Origin of the sequence: Actinocorallia sp. API 0066, from assembly GCF_020991275.1 — a bacterium.
GTDB lineage: Bacteria > Actinomycetota > Actinomycetes > Streptosporangiales > Streptosporangiaceae > Actinocorallia.
On record NZ_JAJLQY010000001.1, the window covers coordinates 506,183 to 531,519 of the forward strand.

30 protein-coding genes are annotated in these 25,337 nt (G+C 71.8%); 18 read left to right on the forward strand and 12 right to left on the reverse strand.

Annotated features, from left to right (window positions below):
* Positions 1 to 83 precede the first annotated feature (83 nt).
* A complete protein-coding gene (locus tag LO762_RS02305) occupies positions 84 to 1,892 on the forward strand; it encodes a DUF2075 domain-containing protein (RefSeq protein ID WP_230611988.1) in 1,809 nt (602 codons plus the stop codon).
* Positions 1,893 to 1,901: 9 nt separating this feature from the next.
* Positions 1,902 to 2,246, forward strand: coding sequence for a nucleotide pyrophosphohydrolase (locus LO762_RS02310; RefSeq protein ID WP_230611989.1), 345 nt, complete (start codon positions 1,902 to 1,904; stop codon positions 2,244 to 2,246).
* 92 nt (positions 2,247 to 2,338) lie between these two features.
* Here the strand turns inward: LO762_RS02310 and LO762_RS02315 are convergent, their stop codons facing one another.
* The gene (locus tag LO762_RS02315) at positions 2,339 to 3,418 is read right to left on the reverse strand and encodes a bifunctional 2-polyprenyl-6-hydroxyphenol methylase/3-demethylubiquinol 3-O-methyltransferase UbiG (protein WP_230611990.1); all 1,080 of its coding nucleotides are present in this window, start codon (positions 3,416 to 3,418) and stop codon (positions 2,339 to 2,341) included.
* 195 nt (positions 3,419 to 3,613) lie between these two features.
* Here LO762_RS02315 and LO762_RS02320 point away from each other — a divergent pair, with 195 nt between their 5' ends.
* On the forward strand, positions 3,614 to 4,186 hold the full coding sequence (locus LO762_RS02320) for a TIGR00730 family Rossman fold protein (RefSeq protein WP_230611991.1): 573 nt from the start codon (positions 3,614 to 3,616) through the stop codon (positions 4,184 to 4,186).
* 7 nt (positions 4,187 to 4,193) lie between these two features.
* On the opposite strand, the gene LO762_RS02325 is transcribed toward LO762_RS02320, so the two are convergent.
* Complete coding sequence (locus tag LO762_RS02325; RefSeq protein ID WP_230611992.1) at positions 4,194 to 4,487, reverse strand: hypothetical protein; 294 nt, start codon at positions 4,485 to 4,487, stop codon at positions 4,194 to 4,196.
* Between the two features lie 48 nt (positions 4,488 to 4,535).
* Here LO762_RS02325 and LO762_RS02330 point away from each other — a divergent pair, with 48 nt between their 5' ends.
* The 4 genes from LO762_RS02330 (at position 4,536) to LO762_RS02345 (ending at position 7,375) form a co-directional block, all read left to right on the forward strand.
* On the forward strand, positions 4,536 to 5,012 hold the full coding sequence (locus tag LO762_RS02330) for a hypothetical protein (RefSeq protein WP_230611993.1): 477 nt from the start codon (positions 4,536 to 4,538) through the stop codon (positions 5,010 to 5,012).
* Positions 4,955 to 5,572 (forward strand): DNA-3-methyladenine glycosylase I, encoded by a 618-nt coding sequence (locus LO762_RS02335; protein ID WP_308103181.1) that lies wholly within the window; start codon positions 4,955 to 4,957, stop codon positions 5,570 to 5,572. The genes LO762_RS02330 and LO762_RS02335 overlap by 58 nt, the downstream gene beginning before the upstream one ends.
* 121 nt (positions 5,573 to 5,693) lie before the next feature.
* Entirely contained in the window at positions 5,694 to 5,861 is a 168-nt protein-coding gene (locus tag LO762_RS02340; RefSeq protein ID WP_230611994.1) for a DUF3117 domain-containing protein, read from the forward strand.
* Between the two features lie 125 nt (positions 5,862 to 5,986).
* The gene (locus LO762_RS02345) at positions 5,987 to 7,375 is read left to right on the forward strand and encodes a M17 family metallopeptidase (protein ID WP_230611995.1); all 1,389 of its coding nucleotides are present in this window, start codon (positions 5,987 to 5,989) and stop codon (positions 7,373 to 7,375) included.
* 19 nt (positions 7,376 to 7,394) lie between these two features.
* On the opposite strand, the gene LO762_RS02350 is transcribed toward LO762_RS02345, so the two are convergent.
* Entirely contained in the window at positions 7,395 to 8,036 is a 642-nt protein-coding gene (locus tag LO762_RS02350; protein WP_230611996.1) for a hypothetical protein, read from the reverse strand.
* 4 nt (positions 8,037 to 8,040) lie between these two features.
* Positions 8,041 to 8,661 (reverse strand): O-methyltransferase, encoded by a 621-nt coding sequence (locus LO762_RS02355; protein ID WP_230611997.1) that lies wholly within the window; start codon positions 8,659 to 8,661, stop codon positions 8,041 to 8,043.
* Positions 8,662 to 8,797: 136 nt separating this feature from the next.
* Here LO762_RS02355 and sigE point away from each other — a divergent pair, with 136 nt between their 5' ends.
* The 4 genes from sigE (at position 8,798) to LO762_RS02375 (ending at position 12,097) form a co-directional block, all read left to right on the forward strand.
* Complete coding sequence (gene sigE, locus LO762_RS02360) at positions 8,798 to 9,403, forward strand: RNA polymerase sigma factor SigE (RefSeq protein WP_230612818.1); 606 nt, start codon at positions 8,798 to 8,800, stop codon at positions 9,401 to 9,403.
* Positions 9,400 to 9,957 (forward strand): anti-sigma factor, encoded by a 558-nt coding sequence (locus LO762_RS02365; protein WP_230611998.1) that lies wholly within the window; start codon positions 9,400 to 9,402, stop codon positions 9,955 to 9,957. Before sigE ends, LO762_RS02365 begins: the two co-directional genes overlap by 4 nt.
* An 84-nt stretch (positions 9,958 to 10,041) precedes the next feature.
* Positions 10,042 to 11,643: a S1C family serine protease gene (locus tag LO762_RS02370; RefSeq protein WP_230611999.1), complete on the forward strand. Its 1,602-nt coding sequence runs from the start codon at positions 10,042 to 10,044 to the stop codon at positions 11,641 to 11,643.
* Between the two features lie 106 nt (positions 11,644 to 11,749).
* Positions 11,750 to 12,097 (forward strand): sec-independent translocase, encoded by a 348-nt coding sequence (locus LO762_RS02375; RefSeq protein ID WP_308103323.1) that lies wholly within the window; start codon positions 11,750 to 11,752, stop codon positions 12,095 to 12,097.
* Positions 12,098 to 12,164: 67 nt separating this feature from the next.
* Here LO762_RS02375 and LO762_RS02380 read toward each other — a convergent pair whose 3' ends face one another.
* The gene (locus LO762_RS02380; RefSeq protein ID WP_230612001.1) at positions 12,165 to 13,301 is read right to left on the reverse strand and encodes an Mrp/NBP35 family ATP-binding protein; all 1,137 of its coding nucleotides are present in this window, start codon (positions 13,299 to 13,301) and stop codon (positions 12,165 to 12,167) included.
* Between the two features lie 114 nt (positions 13,302 to 13,415).
* Here LO762_RS02380 and LO762_RS02385 point away from each other — a divergent pair, with 114 nt between their 5' ends.
* Positions 13,416 to 13,898 (forward strand): MarR family winged helix-turn-helix transcriptional regulator, encoded by a 483-nt coding sequence (locus LO762_RS02385; protein ID WP_230612002.1) that lies wholly within the window; start codon positions 13,416 to 13,418, stop codon positions 13,896 to 13,898.
* Here the strand turns inward: LO762_RS02385 and LO762_RS02390 are convergent.
* From LO762_RS02390 to LO762_RS02400, 3 genes are read right to left on the reverse strand one after another with little or no spacing between them, the layout of a single operon-like run.
* Positions 13,874 to 14,377: a DUF1003 domain-containing protein gene (locus tag LO762_RS02390; protein ID WP_230612003.1), complete on the reverse strand. Its 504-nt coding sequence runs from the start codon at positions 14,375 to 14,377 to the stop codon at positions 13,874 to 13,876. The two genes, LO762_RS02385 and LO762_RS02390, sit on opposite strands and share 25 nt — an antisense overlap.
* A complete protein-coding gene (locus LO762_RS02395) occupies positions 14,374 to 15,642 on the reverse strand; it encodes a magnesium transporter MgtE N-terminal domain-containing protein (RefSeq protein WP_230612004.1) in 1,269 nt (422 codons plus the stop codon). Before LO762_RS02395 ends, LO762_RS02390 begins: the two co-directional genes overlap by 4 nt.
* A 33-nt stretch (positions 15,643 to 15,675) precedes the next feature.
* Positions 15,676 to 16,191 carry a hypothetical protein gene (locus LO762_RS02400; protein ID WP_230612005.1) on the reverse strand — a complete coding sequence of 172 codons (516 nt, stop codon included), beginning with the start codon at positions 16,189 to 16,191 and terminating at the stop codon, positions 15,676 to 15,678.
* 100 nt (positions 16,192 to 16,291) lie between these two features.
* Here LO762_RS02400 and LO762_RS02405 point away from each other — a divergent pair, with 100 nt between their 5' ends.
* Both LO762_RS02405 and LO762_RS33320 read left to right on the forward strand, forming a co-directional pair.
* Positions 16,292 to 17,236 (forward strand): CoA ester lyase, encoded by a 945-nt coding sequence (locus LO762_RS02405; RefSeq protein ID WP_230612006.1) that lies wholly within the window; start codon positions 16,292 to 16,294, stop codon positions 17,234 to 17,236.
* A 55-nt stretch (positions 17,237 to 17,291) separates the two neighbouring features.
* Positions 17,292 to 19,253, forward strand: a complete 1,962-nt coding sequence (locus tag LO762_RS33320) for a type II CAAX prenyl endopeptidase Rce1 family protein (protein WP_308103182.1) — start codon at positions 17,292 to 17,294, stop codon at positions 19,251 to 19,253.
* Positions 19,254 to 19,257: 4 nt separating this feature from the next.
* Here the strand turns inward: LO762_RS33320 and LO762_RS02415 are convergent, their stop codons facing one another.
* A complete protein-coding gene (locus tag LO762_RS02415) occupies positions 19,258 to 19,953 on the reverse strand; it encodes a hypothetical protein (protein WP_230612007.1) in 696 nt (231 codons plus the stop codon).
* Positions 19,954 to 19,996: 43 nt separating this feature from the next.
* A complete protein-coding gene (locus LO762_RS02420) occupies positions 19,997 to 20,368 on the reverse strand; it encodes an NUDIX hydrolase (protein ID WP_230612008.1) in 372 nt (123 codons plus the stop codon).
* A 79-nt stretch (positions 20,369 to 20,447) separates the two neighbouring features.
* On the opposite strand from LO762_RS02420, the gene LO762_RS02425 reads away from it, so the two are divergent.
* The 3 genes from LO762_RS02425 (at position 20,448) to LO762_RS02435 (ending at position 22,781) form a co-directional block, all read left to right on the forward strand.
* Complete coding sequence (locus LO762_RS02425) at positions 20,448 to 21,101, forward strand: DUF6758 family protein (protein ID WP_255684512.1); 654 nt, start codon at positions 20,448 to 20,450, stop codon at positions 21,099 to 21,101.
* 87 nt (positions 21,102 to 21,188) lie between these two features.
* Positions 21,189 to 21,887: an MBL fold metallo-hydrolase gene (locus tag LO762_RS33325; protein WP_230612010.1), complete on the forward strand. Its 699-nt coding sequence runs from the start codon at positions 21,189 to 21,191 to the stop codon at positions 21,885 to 21,887.
* Positions 21,888 to 21,890: 3 nt separating this feature from the next.
* Positions 21,891 to 22,781, forward strand: a complete 891-nt coding sequence (locus LO762_RS02435; protein WP_230612011.1) for a PD-(D/E)XK nuclease family protein — start codon at positions 21,891 to 21,893, stop codon at positions 22,779 to 22,781.
* On the opposite strand, the gene LO762_RS02440 is transcribed toward LO762_RS02435, so the two are convergent.
* Positions 22,768 to 23,667, reverse strand: coding sequence for an oxygenase MpaB family protein (locus LO762_RS02440; RefSeq protein ID WP_230612012.1), 900 nt, complete (start codon positions 23,665 to 23,667; stop codon positions 22,768 to 22,770). The two genes, LO762_RS02435 and LO762_RS02440, sit on opposite strands and share 14 nt — an antisense overlap.
* Before the next feature lie 198 nt (positions 23,668 to 23,865).
* On the opposite strand from LO762_RS02440, the gene LO762_RS02445 reads away from it, so the two are divergent.
* On the forward strand, positions 23,866 to 24,342 hold the full coding sequence (locus tag LO762_RS02445; protein ID WP_230612013.1) for a hypothetical protein: 477 nt from the start codon (positions 23,866 to 23,868) through the stop codon (positions 24,340 to 24,342).
* An 89-nt stretch (positions 24,343 to 24,431) separates the two neighbouring features.
* Here LO762_RS02445 and LO762_RS02450 read toward each other — a convergent pair whose 3' ends face one another.
* Positions 24,432 to 25,304, reverse strand: coding sequence for an alpha/beta fold hydrolase (locus LO762_RS02450; protein WP_230612014.1), 873 nt, complete (start codon positions 25,302 to 25,304; stop codon positions 24,432 to 24,434).
* Positions 25,305 to 25,337 lie beyond the last annotated feature (33 nt).

A 25,337-nucleotide genomic window follows, 5' to 3' on the forward strand; every position in this document is an offset into this window, starting at 1 on the left:
GCTGTTCGGGGGTGGGTTGGGTGACGGCGTTCCGGCATTCCGCGCAGAGTCTTGCCGCGTTGGCCTCGCCGATGGAGACGGCGTTGAGTGAGCGGATCGCCGAGCATCTGCGGTTGGCGGCGCGGAGGAATCCCGGTGCCGCGGAGCGGCGGTCGTGGGACCGGAGTCTGCCCGTCCTGGCGCGGGACCTTGTGGACGCGGGGCTCGGGCAGGTGGAGATGCTGGCGGAGTACCAGTTGCCGCTGACGAGCAAGCGGGCCGACGTGGTGCTCGCCGGAGTCGGGCATGACGGGAACGACGCGTACGTCGTGGTCGAGCTCAAGCAGTGGAGCCGGGCGGAGCTGTACGAGGACGACCCGGAGCTGGTGCTGGTCGAGGGGATGCCGGGCGGGCCGAAGCTGCACCCGGCGCGGCAGGTGGCGCAGTACTGCGAGTACCTGCGGGACTTCGTGGGCGCGCTCGACGGAGCGCGGCTGGACGGGGTGGCGTACCTGCACAACGCGGAGGACGGCGACGTGCTCGACCTCTTCGGGCAGGTGGTGTCCGAAGAGGGGAGGCTGTTCACGAAGACCCGGCGCGGGGCCTTCCAGGAGTACCTGCGTAAGCGCTTCGCTCCGGAGCCCGGCGCGGCCGCGGCGGACCGGCTGATGGACAGCGCGATCCGCCCGTCCAAGCAGCTCATGGAGCTGGGCGCGAAGGAGATCAAGGAGCGGGAACAGTTCGTCCTCCTGGATGAGCAGCGGCTCGCCTACGACCTCGTGATGCACGCCGTGCGGTCCGCCCAGCACGCGGACGCCAAGGAGGTCGTCGTCGTCACGGGAGGGCCGGGCAGCGGCAAGAGCGTCATCGCGCTGTCCGTCCTGGGCGAGCTGTACCGGCAGGGGCGGACGGCCCTGCACGCCACCGGGTCCTCGGCCTTCACCACGACCCTGCGCAACCACGTGGGAAGAGGTTCGACCCGGGTCAAGGCGCTCTTCAAGTACTTCAACAGCTTCATGGCGGCCGAGCGGAACTCTCTCGACGTGCTCATCTGCGACGAGGCGCACCGGCTCAGGGAGACCTCCGTCAACCGTTTCACGCGGGCGGAACTGCGCAGCGGACGGCCGCAGATAGACGAGCTCATCTCAGTAGCCAGGGTTCCGGTGTTCCTCCTGGACGAGAACCAGGTGGTGCGTCCAGGGGAACTGGGCAGCCCGGCGGAGATCCGCGCCTACGCGGAGGGGCGCGGCTTCAGGGTCCACGACATTTCGCTCGACGGGCAGTTCCGCTGCGGCGGCAGCGCCGTGTACGAGGACTGGGTGCTGCGCCTGCTGGGCCTGCGCGGAGACGGGCCGAGCGCCTGGCCGGGCGACGACCACTTCCGCGTCGAGGTGGCGGGGAGCCCCGCCGAGCTCGAGGAGCGGCTCCGTGAGGAGCAGGAGGCGGGGTACTCCGCCCGGATGACCGCCGGTTACTGCTGGCCGTGGAGCGACCCCGTGGACGGGGCCCTCGTCCCGGACGTGCGGATCGGAGACTGGGCCCGGCCCTGGAACGTCAAGGGCGACCGCGCGGTTGGCACCGCGCCGGCGAGCCCGATGTGGGCGACCGCGCCGGGCGGGTTCGGGCAGGTGGGGTGCGTCTACACCGCGCAGGGGTTCGAGTACGACTGGAACGGCGTGATCCTCGGTCCCGACCTGGTGGTCCGCGGGGGGCGGTTCGTGGCCGTGCGGGAGGCGACGAAGGATCCTGTGTTCAGGAAGAGCACGCCCTTGCCGGACTATGACCGGCTGATCCGGCACACCTACAAGGTGCTGCTGACGCGCGGGATGATGGGGACCGTTCTGTACTCGGTCGACGAGGAGACGCGGGAGTTCCTGGCGGGGCTTGTCGGGCGGGGGTGGGGGGCGTCTTAGGGTGGGGGCATGGTGGAGGGGATGGATGGGTTGGTGGGGAGGTTGCGTGAGGTGGTTGGGGAGAGGGGGTGGGCGAGGTATCACACGCCGAAGAATTTGGTGATGGCGTTGGCGGGGGAGGTGGGGGAGTTGGTGGCGGAGTTCCAGTGGTTGACGGAGGAGGAGTCGGTGGGGGTGATGGCGCGGGAGGAGAAGGCGGCGGCGGTGCGGTCGGAACTGGCGGACGTGTTCACGTATCTGGTGGAGTTGGCGGACGTGCTGGGGGTTGATCTTGTGCGGGCGGCGCATGAGAAGGCGGATGTTGTGGCGGAAAGGTATGCGCGGGGGGAGTACGCGGAGTTCGACCAGCCCTGACCAGACCGGGTCCGATCGCCGGGCCCGGGCGCGGCCGTGTGGCAGCTCGTTCCTGGCACCGGCCGCACGGTGGGGTGGTGGGAGAGGGGTGGTCAGGTTGGTAGGTGGTAGAAGCGCCATAGGTCGTGGGGGATGGGGAGGGGGTGGGCGCCGGAGGGGTAGCCGGCGGTCAGGGCGTAGGTGTGGACCTGGGCGGGGCGGAGGACGGTGCCGGCTTCGACCTGGGGGTCCTCGGCGCGGGTGGCGGGGAGGCAGTGCAGGGTGCTGAAGCCGTAGTTGAGGCGTTCCAGGAGATCGCCGGGGGCCCGGTAGGACTCGGCGACGCGTTCGTCGCCTACGAGGACCGAGCCGCCCTGCGCGAGCAGGCGGCGCGCGTTGCCGAGGACGGCGACGGGATCGGCCATGTCGTGCAGCGCCTCGAACAGGCAGACCAGGTCGTACCGCTCGTCCTCCGGCGGATCGAAGGTCGCCGCGTCCGCGAGGGTGAACCCGACGCGCCCGGCGAGGCCGCGCCCGGCCGCGTTGGACCGCGCCTCCGCCACGGACTTCGCGTCGAGATCGACACCGCGCACCGCCGCCGCCGGGAACGCCTCGGCCAGCGCGATCGCCGACCAGCCGGTGCCGCAGCCCAGGTCGAGGATCCGCGCGCCAGGACGGGCCAGCCGCTCCGCCGCGCCCGGCACCGCCGCGACCCAGCCCGCCGCCGCCGTCAGGTACATCGGCCGGTTCAGCCCGCCGATGCCGTGCCTGGTGCCCGCCCCGTAGGCCGAGAACGGGACGCCGCCGCCGTGCCGGTAGGCGTCGGCGACGTCCGGCAGCACCCCCGTGATGGAGGTGAGGAAGCGCGGCAGCGCCCCCATGTAGAACGGGCTGTCCTCATCGAGCAGGACCTCGCGCGCCTCCTCGGGCAGCGCGAACGTCCGCCGGTACGGATCGCCGCCCGCGTCCTCTTCTACGACTTCGAGCCACCCCGCGACGCCCTGTTGTTCCAGCCATTCGCGCGCGTACCTCGGGTGGACGCCCGCGGCGTCGGCGAGGCCGTTGGCGTCCAGCGGGCCCTTCTCCAGCGCGCGGTACAGCCCGAGCCGCGCGCCCAGGCACATCGCCATGATCTCCAGCCCGACCACGGCGTCGCCGATCATCCGCTCGACGAGTTCCTCGACCTTCGGCATGGTGAACCCCCGTTCTCCGTTTCCCCGTGCGGCCCGCGCCGGCGGGCACACCCCGATCATCACCCGGATCAGAAAATCCCGCGCGACGCCCTGTGGATAACTCCGCGAGTCCCGCGGTGACCGGCGGAAACGGGTGTACCCGCGCGATCCGAAAGGGATACTTTGGCGGCGGCGAAGAGAGGATCAGCGGTGGGGATGACGGTGACGGTGTTCTGCGCGTCGAGCACCAGGGTGGACGGCAGGCATGTGGCGGTCGCGGCGGAGGTCGGCGCGGAGCTCGCGCGGCGCGGCCACACGCTGGTGACGGGCGGCGGCGTCCAGTCGTGCATGGGCGCGGTGGCGGCGGCGGCCCGCGCGGGCGGCGCCCGGACGGTCGGTGTGGTGCCCGCGGGCATGCCCGCGTCCCAGGAGGTCCCGGACGGCGCGAACGACGAGCTGGTGCTGGTGTCCGACATGCGGGCCCGCAAGGCCGAGATGGACCGCCGCGCCGACGGCTTCCTCGTGCTGCCCGGCGGCATCGGCACCCTGGAGGAGCTGCTGGAGATCTGGGTGGCGCGGACGCTCAAGTTCCACGCCAAGCCGATCGTCATCCTTGATCCGCACGGCGTCTACGGCCGGCTGCGCGAACTCATGGAGCACCTGCTGGACGAGGGGTTCAACCGGCCCGCGGCCGTTGAGGCGGTGCACTACGCGGCCGACATCGCCGCCGCCTTCGACCACCTGGAGGCCGAGCACCGCCTACTGAGCGCGGCCCTCCAGCAGACCTGAGCTGACGCTAGGCGAGCGCCCGCCTGCTGACGGCGGGCTGCCGCACGCCCCGCATCGCGGCGACCATGTCGAGGACCTGCCGCAGCTCGGCGGGCGGCAGTTCGGAGACGAACGCGCTGACGCCCAGCCAGGCGTAGACCGCGGCGGCGGCGAGCGGCCCGCTGCCCGTCCCGGCGAGCCTGACCTTGACGGGCCCGCGCGCCAGCAGTGCCCGCACCCGCGCCGCGGACGGGTCGGTGCCCGCGTCGATGAGGTCCCCGGCCGTGCCGGGGCGGGCCGTCCACAGCAGGTGCTCGTCCATGCCTGAGAGCATGGCACGATCGGGGGACGACGCCGATCGGAGGGATCCATGCCCGCAGTGCTCGCGTTGGCCGCGCTCGCGGTGGTCGTGGCGACGGTGGTGCTCGCGCGCGGCCGTGGGGGCGCGCTCGTCGAGGCGCTCCCCGACCATCCGCCCAGCGGCCTCCCGGCCGACCGTCTGCCGCGCGCGTCGGACGCCCGGAGGCTGCGGCTGCCGAAGAGCCCGTGGGGCTACCACGCCCCCATGACCGACGACGCGCTCATCCGCCTCGCGGACGCGCTGGCGGTGCGGGAGGAGCAGGTCGAGCGCCTTGAGCGGGAACTAGCGGTGCTGCGCAGCGCCCCGCCCGCCGACAAGTCCGACCTGCCGCACCTGTCGGATCTGTCGGGCGACGCGGGCAGTACGGCGCTGGAGCCGTGGGAGATCGACGAGCGGCCCGCCGGGGGCGGGGACGCGCAGGAGGAACCGTGGAAGAGCAGCCAGCGGGAGCAGTGGCGGCGGGAGGAGGGCTGGCGCAGGGCGTGAAGTGCGCGTGGGCGGCCTCGGCCCCCGAGTACGTCGCCTATCACGACGAGGAGTGGGGACGCCCGGTCACCGAGGACGCCGCCCTGTACGAGCGGCTCAGCCTGGAGGCTTTCCAGTCGGGCCTCTCCTGGCTGGTGATCCTGCGCAAGCGTGAGGGCTTCCGTAGGGCCTTCGACGGCTTCGACCCGCACAAGGTCGCCGCCTACACCGAACAGGACGTCACGCGCCTTCTGGGGGACGCCTCGATCGTCCGCAACCGCCGCAAGATCGAGGCAGCCGTCGCGAATGCGCGGGCGGCCCTGGAACTGCCCGGCGGGCTTTCCTCCCTCATCTGGCGATTCGCCGATCCGAAGGCGCCCGCGCCGAGGACTCCGGCCGATGTCCCGGCATGGACACAGGGCTCCAAGGATTTGGCGAAGGCTTTGCGTAAAGCTGGTTTCCGCTTTGTCGGACCCACCACCGCCTATGCGCTGATGCAGGCGTGCGGGCTGGTCAACGACCATCTGGAAGCCTGTCCGGCAAGGGCTTTCAGCGGTCCGGGAGCGATCGGCCGCGTCTGATCGTTACCACTTCGCGCCCGGAACACGGGATAATGTCAACTACTGAAAGACGCGGAGCTGGAGCGGCCAGGGCCTCCCGAGGCCCGAACGGCCCCTGGGCCGGGAAGGAAGGGATGCACGCATGGCGGCGATGAAGCCGCGGACAGGTGACGGTCCGCTCGAAGTTACCAAGGAGGGGCGCGGCATCGTCATGCGCGTGCCGCTGGAAGGCGGCGGCCGGCTCGTGGTGGAGCTGACCCCCGCCGAGGCCAAGGAGCTGGGCGACGCCCTCGGCGGCGTTGTCGGCTAGCCCCGCGACGCCTGATCGTCTCTAGCGGTCCCGGCCGCGCCCCCCTTTTCCGAGCGGGCCGCCCGGGACCCTTTGCTTGGGGCCCGTCCCGTCCGCCGAAGCGCTTTCCCAGGGAGGAACAAGCCTTGCCCGTCCTGACCGGTGTCCGTATCGCCGAGGGCCCGCTGTCGCGGGTGCCCGGCGCGCAGGTGCTCGCCGTCCCGCAGGGCGGTGATCCCGGCTTCGACACCGGGGCCGACCTCGCCGCGCTGCTGGAGTTCCACGAGGCCAAGGGGGAGGCGGGAGAGGTCGTCTCCGTCCCGGTCAGGGTGGAGGGCGAGTTCCGCGAGCTGCTGCTGTACGGGACGGGCGGCGGCACCCCCGCCGACCTGCGCAAGACCGGCGCGGCCCTGGCCGGACGCGCCAAGGGCAAGGACGTGCTCGCGGTGATCCCGCCGGAGGGCGATCTCGCCGCGTTCACGGAGGCGGTCCTGCTCGCGGGGTACGAGTACAGCCTGAAGACGGGCGACGGCAAGAAGCCCGTCAGGGAGGTCGTCCTGGTAGGGGCGGAGCCTTCGGCCAGGGGCGAGGTGTACGCCCGTGCCGCCGCTCTCGCCCGCGACCTGACGAACACCCCGGCCAGCGAGAAGGGCCCCGCCTGGCTCGCCGACCGTGCCGTCAGCGCCGCCGCGGAGTCCGGCCTGTCCGTCCGCGTCTGGGACGAGGGCGAGCTGCGTGAGCAGGGCTTCGGAGGGATCCTCGCGGTGGGCTCCGGCTCGCCACGCCCGCCCCGGCTGATCCAGCTCTCCTACGCACCGGAGGGCGCGACCCGGCACATCGTGCTGGTGGGCAAGGGCATCACCTTCGACACCGGCGGCATCTCGATCAAGCCGCCGAGCGCGATGACCACCATGAAGACCGACATGGCGGGCGGCGCCGTCGTCATCGGCGTGCTGTCGGCGCTGCGCGACCTGGGCGTCGGCGTGCGGGTCACCGGGCTCGTCGCGGCGGCCGAGAACATGCCGTCGGGCTCGGCGATGCGCCCGTCCGACGTGATCACGCACTACGGCGGCACCACCTCCGAGGTGCTGAACACCGACGCCGAAGGCCGCCTGGTGCTGGCCGACGCGCTCGCCTACGCCGACAGCGAGCTGGCCCCCGACGCCGTCGTGGACATCGCCACCCTCACCGGGGCCGCCAAGGTGGCGCTCGGCCTGAGGTACGGCGCCCTGTTCGCCACGGACGACGCGCTGGCGCGGGAGCTGGAGGCGGCGGCGAAGGGCGCGGACGAGCCGCTCTGGCGGATGCCGCTCACCGACGACTACCGGCAGGCGATCGTCTCCGACGTGGCCGACGTCGCCAACATCGAGAAGCGCGGCTTCGGCGGCGGCTCGATCATGGCCGCGCTGTTCCTGGAAAAGTTCGCGGGCTCACGGCCCTGGGCGCACCTGGACGTCGCGGGCCCCGCCCGCGCGGGTTCGGCGGCGACGGCTTACGGCGTCCGCCTTCTGCTGGACTGGCTCACCGAGTCCTGAAAGCGCGCGTCCCGCCGGTTCAGGAGTCCTCGGCGGGACGCGGCTTCTGCCGCACCACCTTGCGCCTCTTGGGCAGCCCGATCCTGCGGTCCTCGAACGGCGCGTCCGTGCGGCGGCGGACCTCCGCGATCACCTCGTCGGCCTTGACCGTCCACCCCGGCAGCGTCGCGACGTTCCACCGCAGCACCGGCACCCCGGGCAGCCCCTGGGTCTTGACCATGAGCATCTCCGCGCCCGCGGTGTGTCGGGCCTGCGGGCTCTCCTCGACCGGCAGGAACGCCAGCTGGTGCGCGAGGCCCCGGCCCGTCGGGACGCCCTGGCTCCACGCGCACACCGCCGCGATCTCGCTCCAGGGCAGCACCCTGTCCCCGGAGCGGGGGAGCGGCCACCGCGCCGGGATCCGCACCCCGTCGTCCTCCAGGACGAGCAGGGGACGCCGCCCCAGCAGATGCCCGAGGACGACCACGAGGACGGCCCCGAAGGCGACGATCCCGGTGGCGCCGAGGAGCAGGTACACGACGCCGCCGACGCTCCCGGGGTCGGTCAGCCCGCCCAGGAAGAACAGGACGGAGCAGCTCAGCAGGATGACGACTCCGAGGGCCTGCCCCGAGCCCTGAAGGGACGGACGGAGCCTTACCTCGGTGGGGGGAGTGGTGGTCACGGCGTCATCCTCGGAGCTTCTGGGCTATCAGGAGGCCGTCCCCGACGGGGAGCAGCAGGGGGATGAGCGTCTCGTCGTCGGCGATGAGGCGGACCACGGTGTCGACGCCGTGCGCGTCGGCGGGATCCGAGCAGGGCCGTAGGGCGTCGTCGAAAGCCACCACACCCCCGGGCCGCAGGAGGCGGAGCGCGGCGGACAGGTAGTCGGGGTACTCGCGCCGGACGGCGTCGCAGAAGACGAGGTCGTAGGCGGCGTCGGTGAGGCGGGGCAGCACGTCCAGGGCCCGGCCGCTGATCATCCGGGTGCGTCCGGCGGCGAATCCGGCGTCGGCGTAGGCCATCTTGGCCAGGCGCTGGTTCTCGGGTTCCACGTCCACGCTGGTGAGCACGCCCTGCGGGTGCATGCCGCGCAGGAGCCAGATGCCCGACACGCCGCATCCCGAGCCGATCTCCACCACGGTCCTGGCGTTGATCAGGGACGCGACAAGGCGGAGCGCCGCCCCGCCGCCGGGGCCCACCGGGTCGGCGGAGTACTCCTCGCCGACCCTTCTGGCCTCGCGCAGCGGCTCATCCTCCGGGGACAGCCAGTCCCCGTAGGTCCGCACCTCGTTGATGGCCGCCTCCAAGCCCTGACATCTACTCCGCGCTGAAGACGATAGCGCCGTCGGGGAACGAAGGCGCGTTCCGATGCGTTCTAAAAATCATCGGTCCGAGGGAGCACGGTTCCTTGGCGAAGCAGGGGAAAGGGTGATCTGGGACACCATGGCGGTCTCAGCGGTTCCGTACCAGGGTGCGGCGGGGAGGGAGATCGGCAGGGAGAACGCTCCCGCTGCCGAGTGGTCGCCCCCGTCGTGGGAACAGGTCGTGAAGGACCATTCCCTGCGCGTCTACCGGCTCGCCTACCGGCTCACGGGCAACCAGCACGACGCCGAGGACCTCACCCAGGAGGTCTTCGTCCGCGTCTTCCGTTCGCTCGCGAACTACACTCCGGGCACCTTCGAGGGCTGGCTGCACCGGATCACCACGAACCTCTTCCTCGACCAGGCGCGGCGCAAGCAGCGCATCAGGTTCGAGGGGCTCGCCGAGGACGCCGCCGACCGGCTGCCCGGACGTGAGAAGTCCCCCGCCCAGGTGTACGAGGACACCAACTTCGACAACGACGTGCAGGCCGCGCTGGACGCGCTCGCGCCGGACTACCGCGCCGCCGTCGTCCTGTGCGACATCGAGGGCCTGTCGTACGAGGAGATCGCGGCGACGCTCGGGGTGAAGATCGGCACCGTGCGCAGCCGCATCCACCGGGGCCGGGCGCAGTTGCGCGCCGCCCTCGCCCACCGCGCTCCCGCAGAGAAGAAGGGGTCCACTCTGTGAGCTGCCTCGGGGAACGTCTGACCGCGCTGGTCGACGGGGAACTCGACCATGACGAACGGGACCGGGCGCACGCGCACCTGGTGCTGTGCGCGACCTGCCGGGCCGAGGCCGAGGCGCTGCGCGCCGTCAAGCGCCGCCTGAGCGCCCTCGGTGGCACGGCTCCCAGCACCGACCTCATGGTCGGCCTGTACGCGCTCGGCCGGACGCCGTCCGCGCCGGTGCCCGCGCCCGATTTTCTGCAGGCCCTGATGATGACGGGCCAGAGCGACCTTCCGGACAGGTACCGCAGGCCGCGCGACACCCGTCCGGCCCGTAACCCGTCGCCGTTCGGCTCGGGCCCGTACGGGCAGGTGCGCCGCCGGGTGCCGCGGGCGCGTTCGCTGGTGGTGGGCGCCGCGGCGCTGGCCGCGCTCGGCGCGGGCACGGCCTCCAGTGTCGCCCCTACGGCGGCGCGGGTGCCGAACGTCACCCCTTCGTTCACGCAGCAGGTCTCGGGTAGCAACGGGCTGACCCAGGTGCGGCTTCCGCGCCGTCTCGACGAAGTCAAGCGCTGAGTACGGTTTAGGGTGCTTACGGCAAACACATGGTTCTTAGGCGACCATGAAGCCGTACATCTCAGGCTCGTCGAGGAGTGGGTCATGACGGAGGAAAAGGGGTCGCAGGGGGCAGAAGAGGAGATTCCGGCTGAGCCGGTGTTCTCTCCGCCGGACGCTCCCGCCGCGCCGTCTGACAAGCTCGTCGTCTCACGCGCGGCGGCAGCCGCCAACGCCCCCCATCCCACGATGGTCGACGGCGTCGCCGCCGTCCAGCGGCAGGACTCGCCGTGGTCCTCGGGGGCGCAGCGGCTGCCGGAGGCGGCGCCGCCGCAGTACCAGGAGCACCCCCCGCAGTACCAGGACAATCCGCCCCAGTACCAGGACGCGCCCCCGCCGCCGCCCGGGTACGGCGAGGCCCGTCCGGGCTTCGCCCCCGCGCAGCAGGGCGCCTACTGGCCGGGCACCCAGCCCGCCGCCCCGCCGCAGGGGCCGCCGCTGATCCCCGGCATGGCGCCCCCGCCCCCGCCGCCGCGTCCCGGCGGCCAGGCGGGACCGCCCGGCGGCCCCGGCGCGCCCAACTGGGCGCCCGTCCCGCCGACCCCGCCGTCGCGCAGGCGCGGCCCCGGGCTCGGCCTGTTCGCCATCGGCGCGCTGGTCATCGCGCTGTTGGCCGGATCCATCGGCGCGGGCGTCACCGTCCTGCTGACGGACTCCGGCGAGGCCCCGTCGACGGCCGCGCCGGTCTCGCTGGGCGGCGGCAACGAGCAGCAGCAGCCGCGCGACCCCAAGTCCGTCGCCGGAATCGCCCAGAAGGTCCTGCCCAGCGTGGTGACGATCAAGGTGAGCCTCGGCAACGGGCAGGGCGGCTCGGGCACCGGGTTCATCGTCAACGGCGGCTACATCATCACCAACAACCACGTGGTGGAGGCCGGCGGCGGCGGGACCCCGCGCATCAACGTCGTCTTCAGCGACGAGAAGGAGGTCAGCGCCACCGTCGTCGGCACCTCGCCGGAGAACGACGTCGCCGTCCTCAAGACCCAGGGCGCGCACGACCTGCCCGCACTGGAACTCGGCGACTCCGACGTGCTCGCCCCCGGCGACCCGGTGATCGCGATCGGCTCGCCGCTCGGCCTCACCGGCTCGGTGACGACCGGCATCATCTCCGCCAAGGACAGGGTCGTCCCCACCGGCGACGAGGGCGGCAACGACGGCGGCATGATCACCGCGCTCCAGACGGACGCGGCGATCAACCCCGGCAACTCCGGCGGCCCCCTGGTGAACGCGACCAACGGCAAGGTGATCGGGATGAACACCGCGATCGCCAGCCTCGGCCAGGGCTCGGAGACCGGCAGCATCGGCCTCGGCTTCGCCATCCCGATCAACAAGGTGCGCCAGGTCGCCGACGCGCTCATCGCGGGCAAGACGGTCAAGAAGACGATGATCGGCATCAGCATGAACACCCAGTACCAGGGTGACGGCGTGCAGATCCTCGACTCCCCGCAGGGCATCGTCAAGGACGGTCCGGCCGACAAGGCGGGCCTCAAGCCCGGCGACCTCATCCTGAAGGTCGGCGACAGGGCCGTCACCTCGACGGACGCGCTCGTCGCGATCATCTCCTCGCACGCCCCCGGCGACACCGTCAAGGTGACCTACCGTCGCGGCGGCCAGGAGACGACCATCGACGTCACACTCGGCCAGGGCTGATCCGGCCCGCTTCGGGCTGTCCCCGGGACGGCCCGGCGTGGATACTCTAAAGGGGCCGGGACGGCAGGAACCCGGCCCCCGCGGCATGGAGGCGCAGTTGTTCGATGTGGGTCTGTTCGAGGCGCTGGTGCTCGGCGTCATCGCCCTGGTGATCTTCGGAGACAAGCTGCCCACCTACGCCAAGGAGGCGGCGCGGGCGATGCGCCAACTCCGGCAGATGGCGCAGTCCGCGCAGAACGACCTCAAGGCGGGCCTCGGGCCCGAGTTCAACGACTTCGACCCGCGCGACCTCAACCCGAAGAACTTCGTGCGCAAGCACCTGTTCGAGGACGACGACCCGCTGGGCCTGAAGGACTTCGACAAGGACTTCGACGACGCGTCCTCCTACGCGAACGAGTCCTCCAAGCGGCTGCTGGCCGACGAGCGCCCCCCGTTCGACGCCGAAGCCACCTGAGCACAGCCATAACAGAACCGCCCGCCTCCCTCGGGGGAGACGGGCGGTTCTGTGCGTTCCCGGCGCGTCAGCGCCCGGCGGGCGTGACGCTGAGCTGCCTGCCGAGCAGGCCGCGGGTGCGCCCGGCCAGCGACTCGGCGATCCTCTTCAGCTCGGCCGCGGCCGGGGCGTCCGGGTCGGACAGCACCAGCGGCTTGCCCGCGTCGCCGCCCTCACGCAGCCGCACGTCCAGCGGGACCTGGCCGAGCAGCGGCACCCGGGCGCCGAGCGTCTTGGTGAGCTCGTCGGCGACGGTCTGGCCGCCGCCCTCACCGAAGATGTTCTGCCGCTCGCCGCAGTGGTCGCACAGCAGGTAGGACATGTTCTCGATGACGCCCGCCACCTGCTGGTGGGTCTGCGCGGCGATCGCGCCGGCCCGCTCGGCCACCTCGGCGGCGGCCTGCTGCGGCGTCGTCACCACCAGGATCTCCGCGTTCGGCAGGAGCTGCGCGACGGAGATCGCGATGTCGCCGGTGCCCGGAGGCAGGTCCATCAGCAGGACGTCGAGATCGCCCCAGTACACGTCGGCGAGGAACTGCTGGAGCGCGCGGTGCAGCATCGGGCCGCGCCACACGATCGGCTGGTTGCCCGGCGTGAACATGCCGACCGAGATCACCTTCACGTCATGCGCCACCGGCGGCATGATCATGTCCTCGACCTTGGTGGGCCTGTCGTCCACGCCCAGCATGCGCGGCACGGAGTGGCCGTAGATGTCGGCGTCCACCACGCCGACCTTGCGGCCGAGCGCGGCGAAGGCGGCGGCGAGGTTCACCGTCACCGAGGACTTGCCGACGCCGCCCTTGCCGCTGGCCACCGCGTAGACCTTGGTCAGCGAGCTGGGCTTGGCGAACGGGATCTCCTTGGCGGGCTGGCCGCCGCGGAGCGTCGTCTGGAGTTCCTTGCGCTGCTCGTCGCTCATCACGTCGAGCTCGACCCGGACGGACGTCGCACCGATCTTCGTGACGGCGTCCGTCACGTCCTTGGTGATCCTGTCGCGCATGGGGCATCCCGCGACCGTCAGGTAGACGCCTACGGTGACCGCGCCGTCCGCCGCGATGTCGATGCTCTTGACCATGCCGAGGTCGGTGATCGGACGACGGATCTCCGGGTCCTGGACCGTGGCGAGCGCCGCGGTCACCTGTTCAGTCGTCAAAGGGAGGGCCATGCGTCCATGGTATGGAACGTGCGGAGTGCGGGCGAACGCGGGGCGCGCCCGACCGTGTCGCAACCGCAACCGAAGGGCGGCTTGCCGGAGTCGTGCCCGTTTTACGATCACTACGTGACCGATGTCTCAACGCTCCCCGGCGCGACGATCTCCCCGCGCGACCTGGCCGTGTGGCGCACCCTGCTGCGGGCCCAGGTCCACATCTCGCGGCGGCTGCACCAGGACCTGGTGTCGGCCCACGACCTTGCGCTCGGCTCCTACGACGTGCTTCAGCAGCTCGCCGAGCAGCCCGACGGACGGCTGCGGATGAACGACCTCGCGGACAGGGTGCTGCTGTCGCGCAGCGGCCTGACCCGGCTCGCCGACCGACTCCAGCGCGAGGGACTGCTCCGCCGCGAGTCCTGCGCGAGCGACGCGCGCGGGCTGTTCGCGGTGATCACCCTGGCCGGACGCGAGCGGCTCCAGCGGGCCACCGCGACCCATCACCGCGGCGTGCGCGAGCACCTGATCGACAGGCTCGACGCCGCCGAGATGGCCCAGCTTCGGGCGATCCTGGACAAGCTGGCCCCCGACTATCCGGTGGCGTTGTCGGCCTGACGGTCTTCGGACCGGTCCAGTTCCCTGAGCAACTGCTGGATCTCCGAGCGGATGAAGTCGCGCGTGGCGACCTCGCCCAGGCCCATCCGCAGCCCGGCGATCTCCCGGGTGAGGTACTCGGTGTCGGCCATCGTCCGCTCCGTCTGGGCCCTGTCCTGCTCGCCTTGGACGCGGTCCCTGTCGTCCTGCCGGTTCTGCGCGAGCAGGATCAGCGGAGCCGCGTAGGACGCCTGGAGCGAGAGCATCAGGGTCAGGAAGATGAACGGGTACGAGTCGAACCGCCACGCCGCGGGCATCAGGACGTTCCACGCGATCCACACGGCGACGAACACCGTCATGTAGACGAGGAACCGGGCGGTCCCGAGGAACCGGGCGATCCGCTCGGCGGCGACGCCGAACGCCTCGGGGTCGTACCTGGGCCCGCGCAGGCTGCGCCGGGCCTCACGGGGCTGGTCGAGCCGGTAGCGGGGGGTCGTCATGACGGGCTCCGGTGGTCGGCCGACGCCTCGTCCTCCGCCATGAGGGACTCGCGCCAGTCGTCGGGCAGCAGATGGTCGAGCACGTCGTCGATGGTGACGGCGCCGAGCATGTGGCCGTCCTCGTCGACGACGGCGGCCGACACCAGGTTGTAGGTCGCCAGGATGCCTGAGACGGCCGCCAACGACATCGTCGGACGCAGCGGAGACAGCGCCCTGTCCACGATGCCGCCGATCATCGTCGAAGGCGGATCGCGCAGGAGTCGCTGGAAGTGGACGGTCCCCAGGTAGCGTCCGGTGGGCGTCTCGGTGGGGGGCCGCACGACGTACACCTGGGCGGCGAGCGCCGGGTTGAGGTCGGGGTTGCGGATCTGGGCGAGCGCCTCGGCCACGGTGGCGTCCGGCGGGAGGATCACCGCCTCGGTCGTCATGAGGCCGCCCGCGGTGTTGTCGGCGTACCGCAGCAGCCGTCTGACGGGCTCGGCCTCCTGCGGCTCCATAAGGGTGAGGAGTTGCTCACGCTGGTCGGGGGGGAGTTCACCCAGCAGGTCTGCGGCGTCGTCGGGGCCCATCACCTCAAGGACGTCGGCAGCCCTGTCCGCGTCGAGGCTGCCGAGGATCTCCACCTGGTCGTCCTCGGGGAGCTCCTCCAGGACGTCGGCGAGACGCTCGTCGTCGAGGGCGGCGGCCACCTCGCCCCTGCGCTTGGCGGGCAGCTCGTGCATGACGTTGGCGAGGTCGGCCGGTTTCATCCGCTCGAACGCGGCGATGAGCTGGACCGCGCCCTGCTGCTCGTCCGGCACCTCAAGGCCGTGGACCTCCTCCCAGTCGAAGACGAGGGTCTCGGACCTGAGCCTGCGCGGCCCCTTCGCGCGCCGGACGGCGACCTTGGTGATCTCCCAGTCCCGCGTGCGCATCGGCTCCATCGCGAGGTCCACCAGCAGGTACTCGACGTTCTCGGCGACGACCCTGCGGTCGAGCATCTCGCCGATCGCGAGGGTCTCGGCGGGGCGGCGGGCGAACCTGCGCATGTTGAGCTTGCCGTTGAAGATCACCGCGCGGGCGTCGAACGAGGAGATCCGGGTGATCGGCAGGAAGACCGGGCGCCCCGGCGGCACGTCGACGACGAGCCCGAGCACGCGCGGCCGTTCCAGGGACCGCAGCGCCACCACGACGTCGCGGACCCTGCCGACCTGGTCGCCGATCGGGTCGAACACGCCGACCCCGGCGAGCCTGGCCAGGAACACCCTGGACGGCCCCGAGTTCATGGTCCTCGTACTACCCACGGATGCCGGACGCGATCACCGGTCGGCGCGGCGGCGCTTGCCGCCCAGCATGAACGGACGCTTGGTCTTGCTCGTCGCGGGTGTCGGGACGGTCCGGACGGCGGGGGACTCGACGTACCCACCGGGAAGTTCGGGATATCTCCCGTTCGGGGTGAGCTTGAGGAGGTAGGACTCCCTCGCCCAGAAAGAAGGGCCCTTGTCCGGGGCGGCGTTGAGGCGCGCCTTGTACAGGTGCGGCGTCAACTCCTCCCACTCCGCCGAGTCCGGCTCGACCTCGCTTACGTCGGCCGTCCACGTGATGAGCCTTCCGCCCTTGTCCTTGCTGCGCACGGACACGTCGACGGTGGCGGCCTCGGGCAGGCCGGGAAGCGGCTGTTCGCCCTCGCCGCCGGTCAGGACGTATGCCGCGCCGTCCAGCCACACGAACCAGGCGGGGCGCGGCCGGGCGGGCGGCACGCCCACCCACACCAGCGAGGACTTCTTCATCGCCTCGTCGAGCAGCGCCTCGGCGTCCACCTGCGTCTCGGTCATGGGCCCATCATGGCGGGTGCGGGCCGCGCGGGGGAACGCGGGACCGCCGATCGGGCCCTGCCTTGGCCCGCGCCGGGCGGCGCTCGGTAGCCTCCGGTCCATGCAGCGATCGCGACGCACCACCCTCGCCGTGCCCGGGAGCAGCCAGAGGTTCATCGACAAGGCGCGCGGGCTGCCCGCCGACGAGATCTTCCTCGACCTCGAAGACGCGGTGGCGCCCGACGCGAAAGCCGACGCGCGTAAGCAGGTCGTGGAAGCGCTGCGCGAGGGCGGCTGGGACGGCAAGGTCAGGGTCGTCCGCGTCAACGCCCTCGACACCGAATGGACCTACCGCGACGTCATCGAAGTCGTCGAAGGGGCGGGTGACGCGCTCGACTGCGTGATGCTGCCGAAGGTCGGCGAACCCGCTGACGTCCAGTGGCTCGACAAGCTGCTTACCCAGATCGAGCGGGCCAACGGCCTTGAACCCGGCCGGATCGGCATCGAGGCGCAGATCGAGGACGCGCGCGGCCTCATCAACGTGGACGCCATCGCCGCCTCCTCACCCCGCCTGGAAACGCTCGTCTTCGGGCCCGGGGACTTCATGGCCTCCATCAACATGAAGACGCTCGTCGTAGGGGAGCAGCCTCCGGGCTACACCGAAGGCGACGCCTACCACTACATCTACATGCGCATCCTCATGGCGTGCCGCGCCTACGGGCTCCAGGCGATCGACGGGCCTTACTTCAACGTGCGCGACACCGAGGCGTTCATCCGGGCGGCCCGGCGTACTGCGGCGCTCGGCTATGACGGCAAGTGGGTGCTGCACCCGTCGCAGATCGAGGCCGGGAACGACGTGTTCTCGCCGTCCCAGGAGGACTACGACCACGCCGAGCTGATCCTTGAGGCGTACGACTACTACACGACGGTCGAGCGGCGCGGCGCGGCGATGCTCGGCGACGAGATGATCGACGAGGCGTCGCGCAAGATGGCCCTCGTGATCGCCGCCAAGGGCCGGGCCGCCGGACTCGCCAGGACGCGGGCGTTCGAGCGTCCCGGCACCTGAGGGACGGCGCGGTGATCGTTCCGGTTACGCTGCTGGAATGGAGCCACCCGAGGACGTGAGACCCGCAGCAGGCGCCCCGGACGACGAGCCGGCGCCCGACGCGGCCACGTCCTGGGTCCCCGTGGACGCGCGCCCCTCCTTCGGCCCCCCCGAACCACAGGCCACCTGGCCCGCCGAACACACCTACCCCCTCCGCCACGTGGAGCAGCCACCCCCACCCCCCGGCACCGCCCCCGAATCCCCCGGCTACACCCTGCCCACACCCCCCACCCCCGCCACCCCCGGCTACCGCCTCCCCGCCCCCACCCCCACCTTCGCCCCCGTCCAACCACCCCCCTACACCCCCGGCACCCCCAGCCCCTACACCCCACCCCTGGGCCACCCCGGCTGGAGTTCGGTACCGCCGGGCGTCCAGGGCCCGCCCTACGCCCAACCTCCCACCGCCGAAAACGCGCTACCCGGCCCCGCCCAGCCCGGCTACGGCCCGGTGCCTCCCAGCTCGCATGGTTCGCCTTACGAGCAGCCGCCCACCGGCGAACACGCGCCGCCAGGCCCAGGGCAGCCCGCCTGGGGTCCGGTACCGCCGGGCGTTCAGGGCCCGCCCTACGCCCAACCCCCCACCGGCGAACACGCGCTACCGGAGCAGGGCCAGGTGCGCCCCGGCTTCGAGGGGTCGCCTTATCGGCAGCCGCCCACCGGCGAACACGTGCCACCCGCTTATGGGCAGCCTGGCTACGGTCAGCCGCCTACTGGCGAACATGTGCTGCCCGGTTACCGACAGCCCGGCTACGGGCCGGTGCCTTCCGGTGTCTCGGGGTCTCCGTACGGTCAGCCGCCTACCGGTGAACATGTGCTGCCCGGTTATGGGCAGGCGGGTTATGGGACGGGGGCGTATGGGGGGCCGGGGCCCTACGGGGGTGTGCCTTATGCGGGTGGGCCGGGGTATGTGGTGGCGGGGTATGGGCGGCGGGAGCCTTGGGTGGTGGAACCCGAGGCGGGGGTGCCGTTCCATCGGATGGACCGGACTCGGGTGCATCGGTGGTGGCGGCCGCTCCTCGGGACGCTGGCGCTGGCCGGGTTGATCTTCTTTGCCGCGATCATGGTTTTTGTCCTGTGGGCGGCGGGGCACTGGGCCGTCACCGGGGAGCAGCCCAAGCTCGGCGCCGACGGGAACCAGCTGTTCGGCGGCGTTGTGGAGGACCTCGCGGCCCAGCTGGTGATGATCGGGGTCTGGACACCGCTGGTGCTGCTCGTCGTCTGGGGCGTCGCGCGGCGGCCCGCGGGCGGCGTCGTGTCGGTGCTCGGCCGGATGCGCTGGAAGTGGCTCGCGGTGTGCGTGCTGCCCGCGCTGGGCTACGTGGTGCTCTCCTACGCGCTGCTGGTGCTCGTCAGCGCGGTGTTCGGCGCGGACGAACCCGCGGCCGGGCAGGGCGGCTGGGTCGGCTGGTCCGCCCTCATCGCCCCGCTCGTCGTGATCATCCTGTTCGTGCCGTTCCAGTCGGCGGCCGAGGAGTTCGTCTTCCGTGGCTGGCTGCTCCAGGCGATCGGCGGATGCACCCTCGTCCGTCCGGACGGCACCTACCGCAACGGGTTCACCCGCGCGCTGGGCGCCGCCTTCGGGACGCCGTGGCCCGCGATCGTCATCAGCAGCGCGGTCTTCGTCGCCGGGCACGGGTACACCGGCTGGGCGATGCTCGACATCGGCCTGTGGGCCGTCACGTGCGGCTGGCTGACGGTGAAGACGGGCGGCCTGGAGGCGAGCATCGCGCTGCACGTGCTCAACAACCTCGTGGCCTTCGGCGTCCCCGCCGTCATGGGCCAGCTTGACGACGCGCTGGTGCAGGGCGGCGCGCCCGCTTACATCCTGCTCGCCGATCTGCCGCCGCTGGTGTTCTTCGCCGTCGTCGTGCTGTGGCTGCGGCGCAGGATGGACGTCGCGACGCTGACGCCCGGCCCGGCCGGGGAGCCGCCTGCCGACGAGCGTGCGGCCCCCGCCCTACAGCCGTCGGAAGGCTGACCGTTCAGGGGCGCGGCGGTTGCTGGTCGCCGACCCCGAAGACCTGGGTCCACTCGCCGGCGGGCGGCTGCTGCGGCGCGCCGCCCTGCCCGTACTGGGGCTGTCCGTACTGCGGCTGCTGGCCGTAGCCGGGCTGCGCGGGCGGCTGGCCGTACTGCGGCTGGCCCGGCTGCGCGAAAGGCTGCTGGCCGTAGGCGGGCTGCTGAGGCGGCAGGCCCTGCGGCTGGCCGAAGGCGGGCGCCGCCTGCTGGCCGAAGGGCTGGCCGCCCGGCTGCGGCGCCGCGCCCGCGTACTGCGCGTGCCACTGCTGGACGCCCTGCACCTTGAGCGCGAACTGCGGGTCCTTCATGCCGAGCGAGTTGACCGGCGCCCAGGCGCGGCGGCTCGTGCCGTCGGTGAACCTCAGCGTGACGCGGTCGGCGAACCAGAACTTGCCGGACTCGATCGCGGCGATCCGCGCCCACGGGTAGCTGTGCTTCTGCCAGCCGTTCATCGTGATGCCCTGCGGGGAGACGTCCAGCCCGAACTTCGCGAACTGGAGGTAGTAGGCGACGAACACACCGGAGATCAGGAGGAAGAAGACCCCGAGGCTCGGCGCGTTGACGGTGAACTGGAGCAGGCCGAGGATGACGTAGACCCCGGCGAGGATCAGGTAGACCTTCCGCTGTGCGGGCTCCATCCGCAATTCGAGTTGCTGCATGGGTGGTGCCCCCTCGGGTGGACGCTCGGCTGGGCGTCCGATTTTACCCCTCGATGACCCGCCAGAGCCGGAGCGCGTCCAGGAGGCCGTCGGTCAGTGGCAGGTCGGGCAGTTCCTCGGGGCGAGCCCACCGCACGTCGGCGGCGTCGTCGCCCGCGCGCGGTTCGCCCGCGATGACGGTCGCCGCGTAGTCGTGGACGTCGTAGGGCCCGATCACGACGGATCCGAGCAACCGGCCCACCGCGACGACCAGCCCCGTCTCCTCGGCGACCTCGCGGACGACGGCGTCGTCGTCGCTCTCGCCCGGTTCGACGCGTCCGCCGGGAATCGACCACAGCCCCTCGCCCGGCGGCCTGCCCCGTCGGATGAGGAGGAGCGCGCCGTCCCGCTGGATCACCGCCCCCACGCACCGCATACCCCCACGATAAGACTTTCCACGGGCCATATCCCCCCTTTCTTGACTTGTCGCCGTCGAACGGCGACGGTGGGTAATCATGAGTTCTGACCCTGCGCCTCGGTCCCGGGCGGTGTGCCCGCGGTGCGGAGGACCCGTGGCCGCGTCCCCGGACGGGGAGTGGGGCTGCTCGCTGCACGGGCCCGTGCTCCCGCTCGACCCGCCCTGCCCGCCGAGCACGGAGGGCCTCCAGGAGGCGCTGAGAGGCGCGCGGGTGCCGTTCTGGCTGCCCTGGCCCCTCCCGTCCGGCTGGCTCGTCACAGGCTTTCTGAGGGCCGGGGACGAGCGTTCCGGCGTGCGCGGGTCGGGCGTCGCGGTGTCCGGGCCCGGCCTCGCCGCGGGCCCCGCCGACATGCTGCTCGTCGCCGAGGAGGTCGGGGTGGGCCTGGGCGCCCACTACGCGGGCCTGCCCGGCCTCGACCCCGGCCCCGCGGCCGACGACGGCCCCCCGCACGCCAAGGTCACCGCCGACGGACGTCCGGTGCCGTTGTGGGCCGTGCCGGGGCCGTCCGACAGGGCCGTCTACGCGGGCGAGGCGATGGGCCGCTGGCTGTGGGCCGTGCTCTGGCCCGCCGACGCCGGAGTGATGCTCCTCGACCACCTCCAGCTCATCGACCTACGCGCGCCCGGCATGGACCTCGACCTCCCGTATGGGGCTCCGTGTCCCTGGCTGGCACCCTCAGGTGACGCCTGAGGCGGGTGTGCGGAACGCGCGCGAAGACGTCCGGGCCGGTGCGGGGAGACCGTGCGTTTCCGGGCGAAGGGGGGATAGGCTTCCCGGGTGACTGCGCGCATTGAACATGTGGTGACCAGCGGACCGGTGACCGTTGACGACGAGGTCCGCACCGTCGAGGCCAACACCTGGATCGTTGGCGACGAGGAGGCGGTGATCGTCATCGACCCGGCCAACGACGCCGAGGCCGTCCTCAAAGCCGTCGACGGGCGCGAGGTCATGGCCGTGGTGTGCACCCACGGCTGGGAGAACGTGCTGTCCACGGTCCTTGAGGTCTCCGCCGACGAGGAGCGCGGCGACGCGCCGATCATGCTGCACCGGGCCGACCGCCCCCAGTGGCGCGCCTACTTCCGCAAGCTCGCGCAGGAGACCGAGGACGACGACCTGCGCTCGCTGGAGCCGGACCAGTACCTGGAGGAGGGCGGCGCGTTCGAGATCGCCGACCTCCAGCTCGAGGTGCTGCACACCCCCGGCTTCACCCCCGGCAGCATCGCGCTGTACGGCGAGGGCGAGGGCGTGCTCTTCACGGGTAACACCCTGTGGCGGGGCCGTCCGGGCGCTTACGGCGACGACTACCCCGAGCTGCACACCCAGCTGAACTCCATCAGCGCCCAGTTCGGCCAGCTCCCGCGCGAGACCCGCGTGCTGCCCGGGCAGGGCCCGGAGACCACGGTGGGCGAGGAGTCCGACCGCTGGGAGTCCTGGTACGACCTGGCCAGGACCGAGGCCGAGTTCGACGAGTCCTGACGGGTGGAGCAGCTCGGCCTGGAGGGCATGCCCCGGCGGCTGTACCCCTGCACCCCGTCCCGGCTGAACACCTGGCTCGACTGCCCGCGGCGGTACCGGATGACGTATCTGGACCGTCCGCAGCCCGTCAAGGGGCCGCCCTGGGCGCACAACAGCATGGGCGCCGCGGTGCACAACGCCCTGGCGGGCTACTGGCGGCTGCCGGTGGCCGAGCGCACCCCCGAGGCGGCGGGCGCGCTACTGGCGCGTGGTTGGCTCACGGACGGCTTCCGTGACGCCGAGCAGGCCCGCCGGTGGCGCGACCGTGCGCGCGCGATGGTCGAGGAGTACGCGTCGGGGCTCGACCCCCACCAGGAGCCGGCGGGGGTCGAGCGGACGGTCGCGACCCGCACCGACGTGATCGCCGTGTCCGGCCGGATAGACAGGCTGGACGAGCGCGGCGGCGCCCTCGCCGTCGTCGATTACAAGACGGGCCGTCGCCCCCTCACGTCCGACGACGCGCGCGGCTCGCTGGCCCTCGCGCTGTACGCCGTGGCCGCCTCGCGGGTGCTGCGGCGGCCGTGCCGGACGGTCGAGCTGCACCACCTGCCTACGGGCACGGTCGCCGCGTGGGACCACACCGAGGAGTCTCTCGGCAGGCACCTGCGCCGCGCCGAGCGGGTGGCCACCGAGTGCGCGGACGCCGACGAGGCGTACAGGACGGCCATCCCCGCGCCGCGCAGGTCGCCGGAGGGCGGCGTCGAGCACGTCGGGCACGACGAGGTGTTCCCGCCCGCGCCGGGGCCGCTGTGCGCCTGGTGCGACTACTCCCGGCACTGCCCGGAGGGACGGGAGGTCGCGCCGCGCAAGGAGCCGTGGGCGGCCGTGGAGGACACGCCCGTCACGCCGGGGTGAGCTGCGGCCAGCGCCTCGGGTCGCGCAGGCCGATGAGCCCCTTGGACAGGTCGTAGCCTTCGGCCGCGAGGTTCTGCCGGGTGCGCTCCAGCATGTCGCGGGTCGGCTTCATGAACGCGTAGTCGTGGACGCTCTCGGGCAGCGAGTTCAGGGCGAGCCGGAAGGAGCGCAGGGCTGCCGTCACCATCGGCTGCGGCACCTCCGGCAGGGTTCCGTACATCTCCCGCGCCCACTTGGGCAGCGTGTAGTAGCAGAGCGCCCCGAAGGGGAAGTAGGCGGGCTTGCCGGGGGCGAGGAACTTCAGGTTCTCCGGGAGCTTCGGCCACACCAGGAACCTCGCCGTCTCCAGGGCCTCACGGGTGGCGCGTAGGGCGGGCCGCATGTCCTGGAAGTACTCCTCCATCTCCTTGACGCTGCCGGGCACGTCCTCGGCGTGCAGGCCGACGAACGTCGCGGTCTGGCGCTGCTCGTCCAGGTAGCGGTCGGCCATCGCGTCGGTGAGGGGCAGGCCCGCCCTACGCGCGACTTCGAGGTAGGAGTACACCTCCGCGCAGTGCACCCACAGCAGCAGTTCCGGCTGGTCCAGCCGCTCGACCTTGCCCGTGTCGTGGTTGTGGATGCGCAGGCTGCGGTGGATGCCTCGGACCCGCTTGGCGAGCGCGTCTATCTCCTCCCGACTCCCGAACGTCGCCACCCCCACAAAGTCGGCGGTGCGCTGGAGCCGCCCGAAGGGGTCCTCCTGGAAGTTGCTGTTCTGCCACACCCCCCACATCGCCATCGGATGCAGCGCCTGCAACATCAGGCTCCGCACCCCACCCACCCACATCGCCCTGTCGATGTGCACCCGCCACGTCACACTCTCCGGAGCCGCCACCGAAGCCGCCATCCCACACCTCCATGAGACAAAGTCCAGTAAGTGTATCCTTACCCCCCTTCCCAGCGACAGCCCCACCCCGAGTGCCGTGTCCCGCCTGAGTTGACGCAGTCACGGCTTTCCCGACGTATTCACCGTTCGTCCCGCCTCGCCTGACGCGTGATCGCTACCGTGTCGGTCTGTGGAGTCACGGTCGACGGGAGGTCCGCGGTGAGCGAGATCATGGTCAGCAAGACGCACATCGACGCCCTGCTCACGGCAGCGCTCAGGTGGAGTGATCCCGCGGACCCCTATGGCCCGCTCGGAGCGCTCTCGTTCTTTCGGGAAGACGGGGGATCGGTCTACCTGACAGCGGAGAACGCCCACGAGCTGGGCCGTGCGCTCCTGCTCTACCACTTCGACATGTGTGACTGGGACGAAGGCAGGGAGGAGGCCGAGGCGTACACGTTCGAGGCGCTGCCCGGGAAGCCCGACCCGGTCGTGATCTTGCGCGGGATCGAGTTCTACGAGTATCAGACCGCGCCGGAGGTGGTGGAGGAGTGGTCGGAGACCACCACCTACAAGTTCCTGACCGCGTTGCGATTCGCGGCGATCGGCCAGCTTCCCGACATCCGGCGGGTTCCCTGGGGGCTGGACGAGCGTGACGTCTTTCTGGAATGGGCGGCTCGGGCACGGCCGAACGGGTGAGTTCCGCATCCCAGAAGGTGAGGCGGGACGCGACACGCGCGAAGGCCCCGCGCCGTTGGGTGAGGGGCGGGGCCTGGGGGTGTGTTGGGTTAGCGGCGTTCGGCAGAGTTCCAGAAGTCGGTGAGGGCGTGGGCGGTGGTTTCGGGGGCCTCCCAGGCGGGGGAGTGGGCGGCGCCGGGGATGACGACGCGGACGGCGTCGAGGCGGTCGGCCATGGCGGCCTGGACTCGGGGGTCCCAGGCGTCGTCGTCCTCGCCGAACAGGACCATCAGGGGGAGGTCGGCGTCGTCGCAGACCTTGCAGAGGTCCTCGACCTTGTCGGGCGCCGACAGCAGCTCGCCCGCCATCTCGATGAGGCCGCGCGGGCAGGTGCGCACCGAGCGCTCGCGCAGGAACGCGATGACGGGCCCCGGACGGCCCGCGGCGATCGCGTCCGGGCCCAGCTTGATGTCCCAGATGTCGGACATGCTGAGCACGGCGAGCGCGTCCCGCAGCGCGGCGGCCCGCTCGGCCGACGGCCCCGAGATCGCGCCCGGACCCGACGACATGAGCGTGTAGGAGGCGACGGCCGTGGGCTCGGCCAGGACCGTCTCACGGGTCACGAGGCCGCCGAAGGAGTGCCCGACGAGGTGCACGGGCTCCGGGCCGAGTTCGGCCGCCACGGACCTGACGTCGGCGCCCAGGGCGGCCAGCCGGTAGGACTCGGGGTGGTCCGGGCTGCCCGGCGACTCGTACTGGCCGCGCAGGTCCATCGCGACGACCCTGCGGCCCGCCCGGGTCAGCGTCTGCAGAATGCCGAGGAAATCCTCTTTACTCCCGGTGTATCCCGGGACGAGCAGGGCGGGACACCGTTCGGGCTCACCCACCGGGAGCGCTTCGAGCACGGCGAACACGCCGCGCGCCGTGCGAAGCGTCGTACGGCGCACGACGGGGGGCAGGTCCAGAAACCGGGGCGTACTCACGGTGATTCAACCTACCAACCTGCCGGTGTCTTG